Origin of the sequence: Methanosarcina sp. Kolksee (assembly GCF_000969945.1) — an archaeon.
GTDB classification, from domain to species: Archaea; Halobacteriota; Methanosarcinia; order Methanosarcinales; family Methanosarcinaceae; genus Methanosarcina; species Methanosarcina vacuolata.
In genome coordinates, this window is record NZ_CP009524.1 from 552,810 (window position 1) to 567,909 (window position 15,100).

Sequence of the window (15,100 nt, forward strand, 5' to 3'; positions counted from 1 at the left end):
TATTGGAAGTATAAGCATATATAATTTTTTATCGACTAGATATCCAATATATACAAGCAGATTATTATTTTTTCTTTAACCTGATAATTTAATATTATATATAACAAGTAGAAACCAAACGTACAAAATACAATAGATTATTTCTGTTCTAATACAATGAAAAAACGACGAGAGAATCTAAATTGAACCAGAAAACAAAAACAAGTAAAGCCCTAGAGATAGATGCAACAACGTTTAAAGTCTATCAAAATTAGCATATAAATTAAATTTTGGTGGGGCCGCTGAGATTTGGACTCAGGTCGCAAGACCCCCAGTCTTGCAGGATGGACCAGGCTACCCTACGGCCCCGCAGAGCAGATTGTACTTTCTCAATGGCAAATCTCCTTTTTGTTTACCATCGTCAACTATTGTAATCAAATATGTAGTATAAATGAGTATCGGTAGAAGAGAGTAGGGCAATTCTTTATATTATATTTTATACAGTAGTTCATTAATCATAGACGTCATCCTTATCTGGATTTCTTAGCAGGATCGGAACTATTACGGTTTTTGGAGATCAGCTTCGGAAGGCGTACTCAATATGCTTTTTGCCCGAAGGACTCGCTGGATAATAGTGATGTGGGAAAACACAGCTACAAGTACCAGAGCCCAGCTTAGAAAACCTGAAATTCCGCCCAGGGCCAGGAGAACCATTCTTTCCGTACGTTCGGCAATTCCGACTGACAGTTTCCGGCAGCCTGCGGATTCCGCACGGGCGCGAGTGTAGCTTACCAGGAAGGAGCCTATCAGGGCAAAGCCTGCCCAGAGCCAGCCTTCGATTTGCACAATCGGGGAAAGGACAAGCTTGCCATTAACCGCGCCTGCGATTATTCCGAGAAACATTAGACCATCAGAGTACCGGTCGCAAACCGAATCGAGCACACCTCCAAAAGGCGTCATCCGGTCTTTTGCCCTTGCAACTCCTCCGTCAAGGATATCAAAGACCCCGCTAAAAAGAATAAGAAGACCGCCTGCAAAAGGTTTTCCCAGCGCAAATGCTGCCCCTGCAGCGATGCTTACGGCGAAACCCAGCAACGTGAGGGTATTCGGAGATAAGGGAATCAGGCGGGCAATGGGAATTATCAGCTTTCTTGCGCTGTTTTTGAGTTCGTCGAAGATATTTAACCCCTTCCATTTACTGGCTGCGTGTATAGCTACATATAGATGATAGTATGGTTGAACATTAGCTTATCTTTTTTGGAAAAAAACCTGCCCATACTTTTAATCTGTTATTAAGGGCTTCCTGAAGTTTTGGGATGTTTCTCCAGACAGAATGTAGGCAGGGACAATAAAAGAGTTTTTGTCAAAAAGGAAGTTTTTAAAGATTTTCTGGTGATTTTAAAGTATTTTTTAGTTAGTTACTAACTTGACAGTGACTTCTGAGTAGTTTTATGATATATCAGTAATTTATAAGTGATTTTCATGACTTTTATGGCTTCTGAGTGGCTTCTCATCAAGAACGAACTTATAAAAATTCACATCAAGGGGGAACTTTTAAGGATTTCCTGTCAAAAAGGAAGATTTATTGATCCCTATTAAAAATACCTGTTAAAAATACCTGTTAAAAATACCTGTTAAAAATACCTGTTAAAAATACCTGTTAAAAATACCTGTTAAAAATACCTGTTAAAAATACCTGTTAAAAATACCTGTTAAAAATACCTGTTAAAAATACCTGTTAAAAATACCTGTTAAAAATACCTGTTAAAAATACCTGTTAAAAATACCTGTTAAAAAACACCTGTTAAAAAACGAATAAGTCGCATGAATTTAAAATGATATGGAGTTAAAAAATGGAAATCGTAGAAAAGCACAGATCAGAGTGTAAAGAATGTGGACAATGCCTTAAGGTTTGCCCTCGCTACAATGACCTGGGTTTGTTTAACCGGTTGTACGGATATCTGGAAGGAAATTCGGAAATTGATGCCGGCTCTCTGCTGCGCTGCCTGACCTGTGGGCTCTGTACAAATGCATGTCCCGTGGGGCTGGGAATAAAAACACTTATTTCTCCTGCAAGGCAAAAGTGGGTCCGTGAACATGGCCTTACCGACAGGCAGACAATGGTAGACCCTGAAGCTGAGAATAATCTTTTTAAGAAGATTGCCGAGCTGGACGAAACTCCTGCGTACAAAGAAAGTTCAGGTTCAGTAGTTTATTTTCCTGGCTGCGCAGGAACATATATCAACAAAATCATGGCACAGTCTGCAATTGCACTGTTGGATAAAGCAGCAGTCGATTACACTGTCCTGAGTGGGGTCGAATACTGCTGCGGAGCCGTATCTGCGGGTGCTGGAGATCCAGGGCCTATCCACAGGAACGGACAGCGAAATATTGAAGAAATCCGAAAAAGGGGGGCTAAAACTCTTATTACAGCCTGTCCTGGCTGTTTTAAGGCATTTAAAGATATCTACCCTCGAATTTTTGGGAAACTTGATTTTCAGGTGTTGCACGTTTCCCAGTACCTTGAGCTTCTTATAAAGGAAGGAAAACTCACTCCTGAGGCTGTGCTCAAGCATAAAGTCTTTTATCATGACCCCTGTCATCTGACCAGGTCAATGGGAGTATATCAAGAAGCAAGAGACGTGCTTGAGCAAATTCCGGGCACCGAGCTTGCCAATGGAACTCCTAAAAACTCGGCTTGCTGTGGCTTTGGAGGTGGAGTAAGGGTCAATTACCCATCTGAGTCCCTGGATGTGGCCTCTGACCGCTACAGAGCTGCCGAAAAACTGGGCTGTGATATAATTATCACTAACTGCGGGGGCTGTATGCAGAATCTTATTGAAGCCGGGCAGGACGAAAAAATAAAAGTTTTTGACCTTGCCGAATACCTGTCCCTCGCCTGCGGAATAAAAATCGAGAGGGAAGATTCCAGAATGCTGGAACTCGTCAACAGGGCTTATAGGCTCTGCATTTCGGGATATGGAGAATCCGAGGGCTTGTAATCTTACCTTGTAATCCTCATATCCTTTTTGTTTTCATTACTTTTTTTGTCAAAAGAAACTTCGTTATTTGCAACATACAGGATAGATGTGTAACTAGCAGGATCTGTAACTCGCTACGATTACATGATAAAAGGTCTCGTGGCTCATGAAAGGCTCTTTCTGTAGTTTATTTCAGCTTTGCAATTAAGGGCCTATTTTACTAATCCGTTCCCTTTACGAATTTTTTCCCGAAGCTTTCAAATAAAGGTAACTATGGGTAACATACTTTTTTAAGTAGTAATAAGATATATATATTATTACATAGTACAACGGTTGCCGGTTTCATGGTTTGAAAGGACGCAAATAGAGAAAAAGGTAAAAAGCTGAGACATCTGGCAATCTATGGAAAAGGTGGTTGGAAAATCCACTACAATGCAAAATCTTATCCCGGCTTTTTCGACCATGGGCAACAAAATTTTGCTTTTGGGGCGCAACCTGAAGGCAGACTCCCCAGAATGCTACTGGAAGTCTTAACCAGAAAAAACTTTCTAAAAATCCATTTTGAATATTTAATATTTATATTTTTTGATATATGAATTTTATTTTCTTCCTCAATATACAAATAAAACTCAAAAAACCAAAAACTATAAATACTACCCCTGAATTCACTACAGAATTTTTAGAAAAATATATATATGCGAATAACCAACAAAGTATTGGAGACATCTGAGAGATGAGTTATCAGACGGGATTAAAATGGCACGAAAAACACCCCATCTGCTAAAACACTCATGAACCCCAATCAGCGTAATCATGAACTCTTCATGGTTTCATTGTCTCGCTTGAGGTGATCATGGCTTCCCACCCATGGTGATCGTGAGTTTCTTCCTGTACATTCATCGCTTCATCCAGAAGCATGAGCTTACAGCCTGGATGTTCACGAATAATCGTGATAATTGCAGGATAGAAGTCTCTATAGTTCTAAAACTAAAACGGAGGATGCAACATTAGCAAAGAAGAATTGCTTCAGGAACTTGCAGATGCTATAATTTCCTGCAAGAAGGATACAGTACTCGCTGTAGTTGAAAAAGCGAAAGGAGAACTGGAACCTTCTGAAATAATTGATAAAGGGCTTGCAGCAGGCATGAACGAGGTTGGTGTCCGTTTCGAGAGAGGAAAACTGTTTCTGCCACACGTAATGATGGCTGCCGATGCGATGACTGCAGGAGTTGCAGCGCTTAAGGATCTTATGCCTGAAGGAGCTTCCGGCTCAAAGCTCGGTGTTATTGTGAACGGTACCGTTGAAGGTGATGTTCATGATATCGGAAAGGCAATCGTGTCCACAATGCTTCAATCTGCCGGCTTTGAAGTCCATGACATCGGTCGTGATGTTCCAATCAGGAACTTTATTGAGAAGGCAAAGGAAGTCAATGCCAATATGATTGGAATTTCCGCCCTTATGACCACAACTCTCCAGGGACAGAAAGGTGTAATTGAGCTCCTCAAAGAAGAAGGGCTCAGAGACAAAGTAAAAGTCATGGTAGGCGGTGCGCCTGCAACCCAGGCCTGGGCTGACAAAATCGGTGCAGACTGCTATGCTGAAAACGCAACCGAGGCTGTTGCAAAAGCAAAAGAACTGCTGGCTTAAATCATTCTTATTCGGAGGTTATAAAAATGGCAAAAAATAATGCAGTTGCTGGATTTAATGCACTTAATGGCGTAGAATTAAACCTTTTTACTAATGATGAACTTAAGGCAATTCACTATGCAACCATGGAAGTTCTGATGGAACCAGGAATTCAGGTTTCTGATCCAGAGGCAAGGCAGATCTTCAAGGAAAATGGCTGCGAAGTTAACGAAAAGACCAACGTCGTAAAGATCCCTGAATATCTTGTAAGAAAAGCTCTTCAGCTAGCCCCATCCAGATTTGTACTCTGGGGCCGTGACAAAAAGTTTAATACCGTTCAGGAATGCGGTGGCAAAGTTCACTGGACCTGTTTCGGTACCGGTGTTAAGGTCTGCAGATACCAGGACGGCAAGTATGTAACAGTCGACTCCGTCGAAAAAGACATTGCAGACATTGCAAAACTCTGTGACTGGGCAGAAAACATTGACTATTTCTCTCTGCCAGTCTCTGCAAGGGACATTGCAGGTCAGGGCGCTCAGGATGTTCACGAAACACTTACCCCTCTTGCAAACACCGCAAAACACTACCACCACATTGACCCTGTTGGCGAAAATGTCGAGTACTACCGGGACATTGTAAAGGCCTACTACGGCGGCGACGAAGAAGAAGCAAGAAAGAAACCTATTTTCTCCATGCTGCTCTGCCCTACCAGTCCGCTTGAGCTCAGTGTAAACGCCTGTCAGGTCATCATCAAGGGCGCTCGCTTTGGAATTCCTGTAAATGTCCTGAGTATGGCAATGTCAGGTGGTTCTTCTCCTGTATATCTTGCAGGCACTCTTGTAACCCACAATGCCGAAGTTCTTTCAGGAATCGTCCTTGCTCAGTTGACAGTGCCTGGATCTAAGGTCTGGTATGGAAGTTCCACAACCACCTTCGACCTCAAGAAAGGTACAGCACCTGTAGGATCTCCTGAACTCGGTCTTATCAGTGCTGCAGTCGCAAAGCTTGCCCAGTTCTACGGCCTTCCCTCCTATGTGGCAGGTTCCTAGTCTGATTCCAAGGTTCCGGACAACCAGGCAGGCCACGAAAAAACCATGACCACCCTTCTGCCTGCCCTTGCTGGTGCCAACACCATCTACGGAGCCGGAATGCTTGAGCTCGGAATGACATTCTCAATGGAACAGCTTGTTATTGACAATGATATCTTCAGTATGGTTAAGAAAGCCATGCAGGGAATTCCTGTCTCGGAAGAAACTCTTGCAGTTGAATCTATCCAGAAAGTAGGCATCGGAAACAATTTCCTGGCCCTTAAACAGACCAGGCAGCTTGTGGATTACCCGTCGAACCCAATGCTCATTGACAGACACATGTTTGGAGATTGGGCTGCAGCAGGCTCAAAAGACCTTGCAACAGTTGCACACGAAAAGGTAGAGGACGTTCTTAAAAACCACCAGGTAACCCCAATCGATGCAGACATTCTCAAGGACATGCAGGCAATCGTGGACAAGGCTGACAAAGCCTTCAGAGGCATGTAATTAATATCCAGATATTCAGGAGATCTAAAAATGGCAAACAAAGAAGAAATCATTGCAAAAGCAAAAGAAGCAATCACTGACTTTGACGACGAACTTGCAGAAGAAGTGGCAAATGAAGCCCTTGCCGCAGGAGTAGACCCTGTAGAGCTTATTGAGAAAGGCTTTACCGCAGGCATGGAAGAAGTAGGAGAAAAATTCGGTCAGGGTGAACTTTTCCTGCCCCACGTACTTGCAGCTGCCGAGGCAATGAATGCCGGTATAAAAGTTATCACCCCTGAAATGGAAAGGCGCAAGTCTCAGACCAAGAGCCTCGGAACCGTTGCTATCGGGACCATTGAAGGCGACATCCATTCCATCGGAAAGGACATTGTAGCTTCCATGCTTAACATTGCAGGTTTCAAAGTAGTGGACCTCGGAAGAGATGTCCCAATTAAGACTTTTGTAGAAAAAGTGAAAGAACTCAAACCCCAGGTTGTTGCATCCTCCGCACTTATGACAACCACGATGGTCAACCAGATCCAGATTGAGGAACAGCTGAAAGAAGCAGGTGTCCGTGACCAGGTAAAGACTATGGTCGGTGGCGCTCCTGTTACCCAGGACTGGGCAGACAAGATCGGCGCAGATATCTACGGCGAAAGCGCTAATGACGCAGTTGCCAAAGTAAAAGCAGCCCTGAGCGTCTGATAAAGCAGCCTTATAAAACGGTTTAACTGCAGAAAATGTATTCAAGCGTACATTTTCTGCAACACTCTATTTTGTGCATTTTTGTGAGAATGTATCCCAGGATATAGCTGGAACAGTTCTTGCAAGTCATACCACTCAAGGGAATATTACAAAAATGGCTGAAATGATTGTAAAAACGGAAAACTTAGATGCAGTCTCAAAAACAGCTAAAAACAGCAGTTGAAAGCAGCTAAAAACAGCAGTTGAAAGCAGCTAAAAACAAGCAGCTAAAGCAGCTAAAAACAAGCAGCTAAAAACAGCAGTTGAAAAGAAGTTTGAATCTAAAAAGAACTTGAAACATATTCCCAGGGTGTGAAAGCCGCAAAAGGAGTTTTTGGGCTGCACTTTCAGGTTGTGGAGATGGACTGGAGATTACGTCCTGAGGGAACTCCACAGCGTTCTGAAAAATGGAGGGATTTTCCGTGGATTTAAAAGCTTTAAAAAAACAGGAAAGCAAAAGAAAAATCAGTAAAGGGTATATGTGGGCCCTTTTCTGTGCTGTGTTCTGGGGTATCTGGTATCTTCCAGGGACTGTTGTGTGGGTGCTGAACCCCTTTGATGAAATGTATAATACTGTTGCGAAAACCGGAGGTGACGGCACAGCTCTTGTTGTAACGGCTATTCTTATTACGGCCTTCAACGCTCTTACTGTCATGCTGGCGCTTATGCTCTGGAATGGAGTGCTTGGCAAATACGGGGAACTTGTCCGGACAATTAAGGAATTCCACCCATGTTCCAAGTGGTTCTTCCTTGCCTCTATCTTTGGAGGGCCGATGGCAATTCTCGGTTCTTTCATTGCTATGGGCTTTATTGGTGGAGCATTCGCAGCTGTTGCAGCTCTTCTTTACCCTGTGGTGGGCTCGATTCTTGCTTACTACTGGTATGGAGAAAAGATCTCTAAAAGAGCGGCAATGGGTATAGGAGTCATCATTTTAGGGGGCATTACGATCTTCGGTGGCGGGCTTCTGACCGAGCTTTCTTCAGGAAACGTCCAGTGGATCGGATATCTCGGTGGCTTGATGGCTGCTGCCGGCTGGGGTATTGAAGGTGCAATCGCAGGTAAGGGACTTGACATTTCAGAGCCGGACGTAGGGCTGACCCTCAGGTTCGTAGGTGAAAACCTGATCTGGTGGGTTATTATTGTTCCGATACTCGCAATTTTCGGCTACCCGATGTATTCCTTTGCACTTCAGGCCTTTGAACCCCTGACCCTGCTCGTCCTTATCTTTGCAGGGATTACGTTTGGTTTCTGTTATGTCTGCTGGTACAAGTCCTTCCCGCTGATCGGGGTTGGAAGAGGCCAGGGTATAGGAAACCTCTACGGGCTATTTGCTATCATTTTCATTTTCCTCTTCTTCGGGGATGTCCCACAGTGGACCATCCTTGTCGGAGGCACTCTCTGTGTTATTGGTAGTTTCGTTATGTTTACAGAAGACACAAGTGCACTTGAAACTCTGAGAGGTGAGTGAAATGAGCGGAAATCGTCCTATTAAATTCAGGATTCTGGAAATCTTGCTGGATGGAAAAGAACATTGGAATTATGAGATAGTTCCTCAGATCCAGGAAGAATATGGCATGAAGAGTGATTTCTATAGGGACAGCATCAACTTTGACATCCTGGAACTGGCTTCCGGAGGAATGCTGAAGGATGTGGAGCAGAAAATCGACGAAGAGGGAATCTATAAAAAAGGCTTCCTTCTGCACAGGTACGTGATCACAGACTTCGGCAGAGTTCGAGGTTCTGATGCCTGCCTCAGATATGTTTGATTCAATGGAGGATAGAAAATATGACGCAAACAGCAGTGGCTCTAGCAGCTTATAATGCATATTGGGCAGATTCCTTCATACCGGAAGCAAAGATACTGTGGATGGTTTTGGTCCTTATTCTGGCGATAATAGCTCTCTGGCAAGCCAGAAACTTTGTATCCCAATTTTGAACCCCAGAATATAGTTTTTCGAAATCTGAATTAAAGACAAATAGAACGGAGGATAAAAATGGCAACTGAATACGCTTTGCGTATGGGAGACGGTAAACGTGTCTACCTTACCAAAGAAAAGATAATTGCAGAGATCGAAGCCGGAACTGCAAATGCTGCCGATCTTGGTGAGATTTCTGCTCTGAATGGCAATGAAATGGACAAGCTTGCAGAGATCCTTATGATGCCAGGCAAGGCTGTTAGTGTCGAACAGGGCATGGAAATTCCTGTAACACACGACATCGGCACAATCAGACTTGACGGTGACCAGGGCAACAGTGGTGTCGGTATTCCTTCCAGTCGCCTTGTAGGCTGCATGACTCACGAGCGTGCTTTTGGTGCTGACACAATGGAACTCGGGCATATTGATTACAGTTTCAAGCCTGTCAAGCCTGTCGTATCAAATGAATGTCAGGCAATGGAAGTCTGTCAGCAGAACATGATTGTTCCACTGTTTTACGGCGCAATGCCAAACATGGGACTGTATTATACTCCTGATGGGCCTTTCGAGAATCCTGGTGACCTTATGAAGGCTTTTAAGATTCAGGAAGCCTGGGAATCAATGGAACATGCTGCCGAACACCTTACAAGAGACACGGTCTGGGTCATGCAGAAACTCTTTGCCTCCGGTGCCGATGGGGTCAACTTCGACACAACCGGTGCAGCAGGCGACGGTGACATGTATGGTACACTCCATGCAATCGAGGCTCTTAGGAAAGAGTTCCCTGATATGTATATTGAAGCAGGCATGGCAGGAGAATGTGTCCTTGGTATGCACGGAAACCTTCAGTATGATGGCGTTACCCTTGCAGGTCTCTGGCCTCACCAGCAGGCTCCTCTTATTGCAAAGGCAGGAGCAAATGTTTTCGGACCAGTATGCAACACTAATACCAGCAAGACCTCAGCCTGGAACCTTGCCCGTGCAGTTACTTTCATGAAAGCAGCTGTCGAAGCGTCTCCAATCCCCTGTCACGTTGACATGGGAATGGGTGTGGGCGGAATACCGATGCTTGAAACTCCTCCTATTGATGCCGTTACAAGGGCAAGCAAAGCAATGGTAGAAATTGCAGGCGTAGATGGCATATAGGTCGGGGTCGGCGACCCTCTGGGTATGCCGATCGCACACATAATGGCTTCAGGTATGACAGGAATGAGAGCTGCAGGAGACCTTGTTGCAAGGATGGAGTTCTCTAAGAATATGCGCATAGGAGAAGCAAAAGAATACGTTGCAAAGAAACTCGGGGTCGACAAGATGGACCTCGCAGACGAGCACGTTATGCGTGAGCTGCGTGAAGAACTCGACATCGGAGTTATAACGTCAGTACCAGGCGCTGCAAAAGGTATTGCTGCAAAAATGAACATTGAAAAGTTGCTCGATATTAAGATTAATTCCTGCAATCTCTTCAGAAAGCAGATAGCTTAAGGAAATAATTCAGGTAGAATCCTGAATGTTCCTCCACAGCAGGGATAAACAAGATCCAGACTGGACTGCTCCGGGCCTGCCAAAAAACAGCAGTAAAATAACTATAAATTCTTCAGCAGGTCTGAAAAGTTCTTCCTTGGAAAATAGCGACCACCTTCCCTGCTGTCTTTTTTATTTTTTTGAGAGCTTACTTCTATCCTGATACAATCATTGGATCCTCAACTATAACCTGCTTCCCTGTAGCCATTGCTATATCTAGCGAAGTATCTTCATCTTTTGAGGTCTTTCATCTGGTAAGATATCTTCATCTGGCGAGGTATTTGCGCCTGGAGAAAAAGTAGCATTTACAATGTTAATGGTCAGCCTATTGGCAATCAGCGTTGCTGGCTGTAAGTCTGCAGAGGATGCGCCACTCAGTAACACCAATGAAGCAGTATCCTTTTTTCCTGCAATTTCTGGAACCTCGTCGGTGAATAAAACTGCCACCAGAACGGGTAATATTACCACGGATAATGTTACTGCAGACCGAACAACAGAAATTGCTCTTGCCCATGCTGGACTTACAAAAATCGAGGTTACTTTGTTAAAGCAAAACTTGACACAGATGATAGTGGACAAGAATATTGTTAATCCGTACTATCTTGTTAATCCATACTATCTTGTTAATCCGTACTATCTTGTTAATCCATACTATCTTGTTAATCCGTACTATCTTGTTAATCCATACTATCTTGTTAATCCATACTATCTTGTTAATCCGTACTATCTTGTTAATCAGTAATATCTTATTAATCAGTACTATCCTATTTTTCAGAGTTTCGCATCTATTCCTTTCTTTCTTAATATTTTTCGTATGGGTTTATAAGTTTACATTGTTTTCACTCCACTTGTCTTGATATTCTTATTATTTATTCCCCAATTCGTCCCATTCCGAAATATTTATATATTTTTACGTGCTTTTATTTATTGGCAAATAAAGTTTACTTGATTTGTTTACTAGAGTGCCATATTAAATCTCCGTAAATCTGCAGACTCCTGAATTAATTTGCCTTTGAACCTCCATTAATTTTTCTCCTTTTTTATTTTTTACATCTGGGCTCTCTTTTCGGTTTCATTTCTATCTTTTATTGCCAAAAACGCAAAATAGAAACAGACTCTGGTTCCTTGCCTTCTAGCCCAAGGTTTATTAGTTGAAACGATAATTATGCAGGGAATTCAAAGTTTTTCGTTCAAACCTTTTTTGAAAAGGCTTGCAATAACTACTCAGGGATTCAATAGTTTTCCAGAGGTTTTCGATCAAACCTTTTTGAAAAGGGTTGTTACCATGCTTTTTAGAGGGGTTTTCGCTCAAGCCTTTACAAAAAAGGCTTGATTCTGGTGAGAAATATGGCTGACACAATTCAATGGGCAGACGTCATAGCTGAAGACGTGTTAAAAAAGAATGGCAAACATCTTGTTGCTACAGGCATCACTCCGTCGGGGAGCATCCATATAGGCAACATGAGAGAAGTCGTAACTGCCGATGCTGTTTACAGGGCTCTGGTTGATAAAAGAGCAAATGCTGACTTTATCTATATTGCTGACAATTATGATCCCCTGCGCAAGGTTTACCCATTCCTTCCCGAGAGTTACGTCGAACATGTGGGGAAGCCCATCTCCGAAATCCCCTGTCCCTGTGGAAACTGCGCAAACTATGCCGAGCATTTCTTGAAACCTTTCATGGAAGCCCTCAGGCGACTGGGCATTAATCCTCAGGTTTACAGGGCAGATGAGATGTATAAGACAGGCAAATACACCGAAGCAATAAAAACTGCCCTTGTTAAAAGAGATGCCATTGCAAAAATCCTGGAAGAAATCTCGGGGAAAACCGTAGCTCCGGATTGGAGCCCTTTCAATCCCAGATGCAATCAATGCGGAAGGATCACAACAACGAAGGTAACAGGTTTTGATCTGGAAGCCGAAACCGTGGACTATGTATGTGAATGCGGGCACTCCGGGACCGTACCCATGGCAGGGGGAGGAAAACTTACCTGGCGCGTTGACTGGCCTGCCCGCTGGTCAGTTTTAGGAGTGACTGTCGAACCTTTCGGGAAAGACCATGCTTCGAAAGGTGGTTCTTACGATACCGGAAAGAGAATAGTAAGAGAAATTTTCGGGCACGAACCTCCATATCCAATTGTCTATGAGTGGATAATGCTTGGTAAACAGGGAGCGATGTCTTCTTCTACAGGGGTCGTTGTCTCGATTTCGGACATGCTGGAAATCGTACCACCCGAAGTTCTTCGCTATCTGATCATCCGCACAAAACCTGAAAAACACATTCAATTCGATCCTGGACAGCCTCTCCTCTCCCTTGTGGACGAATACGAACGACTCCGGACGCAGTTCAGGGAAAATGATCCTTCACTTGTAGCTTTTCAGAAAAGAGTGTATGAACTTTCCAGGGCAACCGGTATTTGCCAGTCAGAAATTCCCTTCAAGCAGATGGTAACTATATATCAGGTAGCAAGAGGAGATTTTGACCAGATCCTGAAAATAGTAAAACGTTCAGGTTTTTCAACTGAAGATAAAAAGTGCATAAAAGAACTGGCAGACAACGTGTCTAAATGGCTAAAGCTCTATGCCCCACCCTTTGCCAGGTTTAAAGTGAAAGAAAAAGTGCCTGTACAGGCAGCAACCCTATCCGAGCTTCAAAGAGCCTTTCTTTCAGCCTTTGCAGCCCTTATTGAGTCCAGAGGCAAAATCAGTGGAGAAGAATACCATATGCTGGTCTATTCTGCAAAAGACGAGGGTTCCGAACTGAACCGAAAAATTGCAGAAAAGCTGAATACTCCTGTTCCTCAGATGGACCCCAGGGAGCTTTTCAAGGCAATCTATATTTCATTACTTGGGCAGAGTTCAGGCCCCAAAGCCGGTTGGTTCTTATCTTCGTTTGAGAAGGAATTTCTGGTAGAAAGATTTGAAGAAGCTTCAAACTACAGCCCTGAAAAACAGGCATAAACACTGTAAGTCACATAAGTGGATAAATTGCAAAAATGGATAAATCGCAAACGTGGATGACAGCAAACATGGATAAATTGCAAAAATGGATAAATCGGATACTTTTAAGCTTGCAAATTCACAGGCAAATCCCACGAAAAATCATTTCTTGGCCTGGGATAAAGAATACACCCACCTGAAATGGGGTGGGCCTGCCCCTGTCCGGGATATACAGGCTTATCTTCTGCCCGGGTCTTCGGTTCTTGATGCAGGTTCGGGAAATGGTAGATACCTTGGGGAACTTTCAAGGTATTACAATGCAGTAGGAATTGACATTTCTTTAACGGCTCTTAATGGTTCCAGAGCTCAGCTTGCAAGGAGCGGCAGGTTTGCCGAACACCTTGGTGCAAGTATCTCGGACCTGCCCTTCAAAGCCCAGGTTTTTGACGGAATTCTCTGTTACGGGGTACTTCAGCATCTCTTTATAAAAGAAAGGGAATCCGCTGTAAAAGAGTTCAGTTATATACTCAGGAAAGGTGGTTTTTTCTTTTTCGAGGCCTTCGGCTATAAGGATATGCGCTGTGGAGGGGAAGCTTCAATCCCTTTTGAAGAGAAGACTTTTGCCCGGCAAAACGGAATAATCTACCACTATTTTACTATAGAAGAGGTTAGAGCACTTTTCAAAGGATTTGAGGTTATAAAGCTGGAAGATGTAATAAAAGAAAAAGTTTTCAAAGGGAATGTTTACAGAAGGCATTTGATAAAAGGTGTCTTTCGAAAAATTTGAATTTCTTTTCTCAAACTTTTGAAAAAATATTATCAAAAAACAATTTAGGAAAAAGCTTTATCAAAGACTTTTAAAAAAAGTTTTATCAAAAACAATTTAGGGAAAACTTCATCCAACACTTTTTAAAAAAGTTTTATCAAAAGTTCTCCATGTAGCTTTCAATCTTCCGTATAGTTTTTTTGTCTATTTACTTTTATATGAAAGCTATTTTCAAATAATTCAGTACAATTATAACAAGCGCTCCAAAAATACCCCCTATTGCGCAGATAAGGACTGCTATCCAGGTAATTGCGATTTCAAGTCCGAACAAGAGTTTTGCCGCCATAAGGACTAAGACCCCAAGTACTGCATTTATTGCAAGGCTAGTTGCGGTCTTCAGGACTTTATACAGGAGAAAGGCCACTACGATTGCCAGAATCAGTACTAAAACTTCTATAATTCCAACTACCATGAATCATACATAGTTATTCAACTTATTTATAATTATCACCGAGTTTTATAATAAGATTATGAGCCATAATGATTACAATCCTGACTTGTCCAGGCTTACAATGACGTTTTTTTCAAAAATAAGGATTACACAAGGCTTTTATTTTCAGAAAGCCCGGATAAACTCAGTAATAATTTTTTTGAGCGAGGTTTTGTCCGTATACGCTCTTGCCTCAAGTAAATGGTCGGAATTTCCCAGTACCATTGCCGAGACTGCGGCATCAGGGCTGTAAAGACAGAGCACGGGAATTCCCTGTACAAGCGCCCTGCAGATTTCGTAACCCACACCTGTGGAAGGTACTGTTACTTCTGCAATCAAAGCATCACTTTTTACAAGCAAACCCATATCCCTGGCATAGATCTCTTCTTCTGTCATTTTCATTTCGGTTTTTTCCAGCTCAGGATCTGCAACATGCCAGCTCAACACTTCAGCCCCAGCTTCTTCGAGAGTATCAAACATAAACCTGTACGTCTCAAGCAGTTGCCTCCCTCCACGGATCGAACCCGACAAAAAGATTTTTGGGCTTTTTTTTTCCGAAATCTCCATTTTCTCCAGTTTTTCCATAGTTTTTTCCACCCTTTAGTCCATTTTTCCGTCAAT

At 43.0% G+C, this 15,100-nt stretch carries 13 protein-coding genes, 1 tRNA gene and 2 pseudogenes; 12 read left to right on the top strand and 4 right to left on the bottom strand.

Annotation, left to right across the window (positions count from 1 at the left end):
- Positions 1–270: 270 nt before the first annotated feature.
- Positions 271–348 (bottom strand) — tRNA-Pro (locus tag MSKOL_RS02440).
- Positions 349–540: 192 nt separating this feature from the next.
- A complete protein-coding gene (locus MSKOL_RS02445; RefSeq protein WP_197078872.1) occupies positions 541–1,104 on the bottom strand; it encodes a CDP-alcohol phosphatidyltransferase family protein in 564 nt (187 codons plus the stop codon).
- Between the two features lie 728 nt (positions 1,105–1,832).
- On the opposite strand from MSKOL_RS02445, the gene MSKOL_RS02450 reads away from it, so the two are divergent.
- From MSKOL_RS02450 to MSKOL_RS02505, 12 genes and pseudogenes are all read left to right on the top strand, one after another.
- Entirely contained in the window at positions 1,833–2,981 is a 1,149-nt protein-coding gene (locus tag MSKOL_RS02450) for a (Fe-S)-binding protein (protein ID WP_048153471.1), read from the top strand.
- A 381-nt stretch (positions 2,982–3,362) separates the two neighbouring features.
- Entirely contained in the window at positions 3,363–3,494 is a 132-nt protein-coding gene (locus MSKOL_RS20855; RefSeq protein WP_231592386.1) for a hypothetical protein, read from the top strand.
- A 472-nt stretch (positions 3,495–3,966) separates the two neighbouring features.
- Positions 3,967–4,608: a dimethylamine corrinoid protein MtbC gene (gene mtbC / locus MSKOL_RS02455; RefSeq protein WP_048117644.1), complete on the top strand. Its 642-nt coding sequence runs from the start codon at positions 3,967–3,969 to the stop codon at positions 4,606–4,608.
- Between the two features lie 26 nt (positions 4,609–4,634).
- Positions 4,635–6,122, top strand: a pseudogene (gene mttB / locus MSKOL_RS02460) ([trimethylamine--corrinoid protein] Co-methyltransferase).
- Between the two features lie 30 nt (positions 6,123–6,152).
- Positions 6,153–6,806: a methyltransferase cognate corrinoid protein gene (locus MSKOL_RS02470; protein WP_048117652.1), complete on the top strand. Its 654-nt coding sequence runs from the start codon at positions 6,153–6,155 to the stop codon at positions 6,804–6,806.
- A gap of 446 nt (positions 6,807–7,252) precedes the next feature.
- The gene (locus MSKOL_RS02475; protein WP_197078810.1) at positions 7,253–8,314 is read left to right on the top strand and encodes a DMT family transporter; all 1,062 of its coding nucleotides are present in this window, start codon (positions 7,253–7,255) and stop codon (positions 8,312–8,314) included.
- 1 nt (position 8,315) lies between these two features.
- Positions 8,316–8,612, top strand: coding sequence for a hypothetical protein (locus MSKOL_RS02480; protein ID WP_048153475.1), 297 nt, complete (start codon positions 8,316–8,318; stop codon positions 8,610–8,612).
- 20 nt (positions 8,613–8,632) lie between these two features.
- Positions 8,633–8,782, top strand: a complete 150-nt coding sequence (locus MSKOL_RS20605) for a hypothetical protein (protein ID WP_197078811.1) — start codon at positions 8,633–8,635, stop codon at positions 8,780–8,782.
- Positions 8,783–8,840: 58 nt separating this feature from the next.
- Positions 8,841–10,244 (top strand): annotated as a pseudogene (gene mtbB, locus MSKOL_RS02485) ([dimethylamine--corrinoid protein] Co-methyltransferase).
- Positions 10,245–10,611: 367 nt separating this feature from the next.
- Positions 10,612–11,025 carry a hypothetical protein gene (locus tag MSKOL_RS02495; RefSeq protein ID WP_156150938.1) on the top strand — a complete coding sequence of 138 codons (414 nt, stop codon included), beginning with the start codon at positions 10,612–10,614 and terminating at the stop codon, positions 11,023–11,025.
- Between the two features lie 605 nt (positions 11,026–11,630).
- Entirely contained in the window at positions 11,631–13,244 is a 1,614-nt protein-coding gene (gene lysS / locus MSKOL_RS02500) for a lysine--tRNA ligase (RefSeq protein WP_048153479.1), read from the top strand.
- An 85-nt stretch (positions 13,245–13,329) separates the two neighbouring features.
- On the top strand, positions 13,330–14,010 hold the full coding sequence (locus MSKOL_RS02505; RefSeq protein WP_048153481.1) for a class I SAM-dependent methyltransferase: 681 nt from the start codon (positions 13,330–13,332) through the stop codon (positions 14,008–14,010).
- Between the two features lie 193 nt (positions 14,011–14,203).
- On the opposite strand, the gene MSKOL_RS02510 is transcribed toward MSKOL_RS02505, so the two are convergent.
- The gene (locus tag MSKOL_RS02510) at positions 14,204–14,461 is read right to left on the bottom strand and encodes a pro-sigmaK processing inhibitor BofA family protein (protein ID WP_048153484.1); all 258 of its coding nucleotides are present in this window, start codon (positions 14,459–14,461) and stop codon (positions 14,204–14,206) included.
- 144 nt (positions 14,462–14,605) lie between these two features.
- Entirely contained in the window at positions 14,606–15,064 is a 459-nt protein-coding gene (locus MSKOL_RS02515; RefSeq protein ID WP_048153486.1) for a nucleoside 2-deoxyribosyltransferase, read from the bottom strand.
- Positions 15,065–15,100: the final 36 nt, after the last annotated feature.

Coding starts and splice junctions, on each gene's coding strand:
- MSKOL_RS02450 (WP_048153471.1), top strand. CDS start 1,833: ATGGAAATCGTAGAAAAGCACAGATCAGAGTGTAAAGAATGTGGACAA.
- MSKOL_RS20855 (WP_231592386.1), top strand. CDS start 3,363: ATGGAAAAGGTGGTTGGAAAATCCACTACAATGCAAAATCTTATCCCG.
- MSKOL_RS02470 (WP_048117652.1), top strand. CDS start 6,153: ATGGCAAACAAAGAAGAAATCATTGCAAAAGCAAAAGAAGCAATCACT.
- MSKOL_RS02475 (WP_197078810.1), top strand. CDS start 7,253: ATGGAGGGATTTTCCGTGGATTTAAAAGCTTTAAAAAAACAGGAAAGC.
- MSKOL_RS02480 (WP_048153475.1), top strand. CDS start 8,316: ATGAGCGGAAATCGTCCTATTAAATTCAGGATTCTGGAAATCTTGCTG.
- MSKOL_RS20605 (WP_197078811.1), top strand. CDS start 8,633: ATGACGCAAACAGCAGTGGCTCTAGCAGCTTATAATGCATATTGGGCA.
- lysS (WP_048153479.1), top strand. CDS start 11,631: ATGGCTGACACAATTCAATGGGCAGACGTCATAGCTGAAGACGTGTTA.
- MSKOL_RS02505 (WP_048153481.1), top strand. CDS start 13,330: ATGGATAAATCGGATACTTTTAAGCTTGCAAATTCACAGGCAAATCCC.
- MSKOL_RS02510 (WP_048153484.1), bottom strand. CDS start 14,461: ATGGTAGTTGGAATTATAGAAGTTTTAGTACTGATTCTGGCAATCGTA.
- MSKOL_RS02515 (WP_048153486.1), bottom strand. CDS start 15,064: ATGGAAAAACTGGAGAAAATGGAGATTTCGGAAAAAAAAAGCCCAAAA.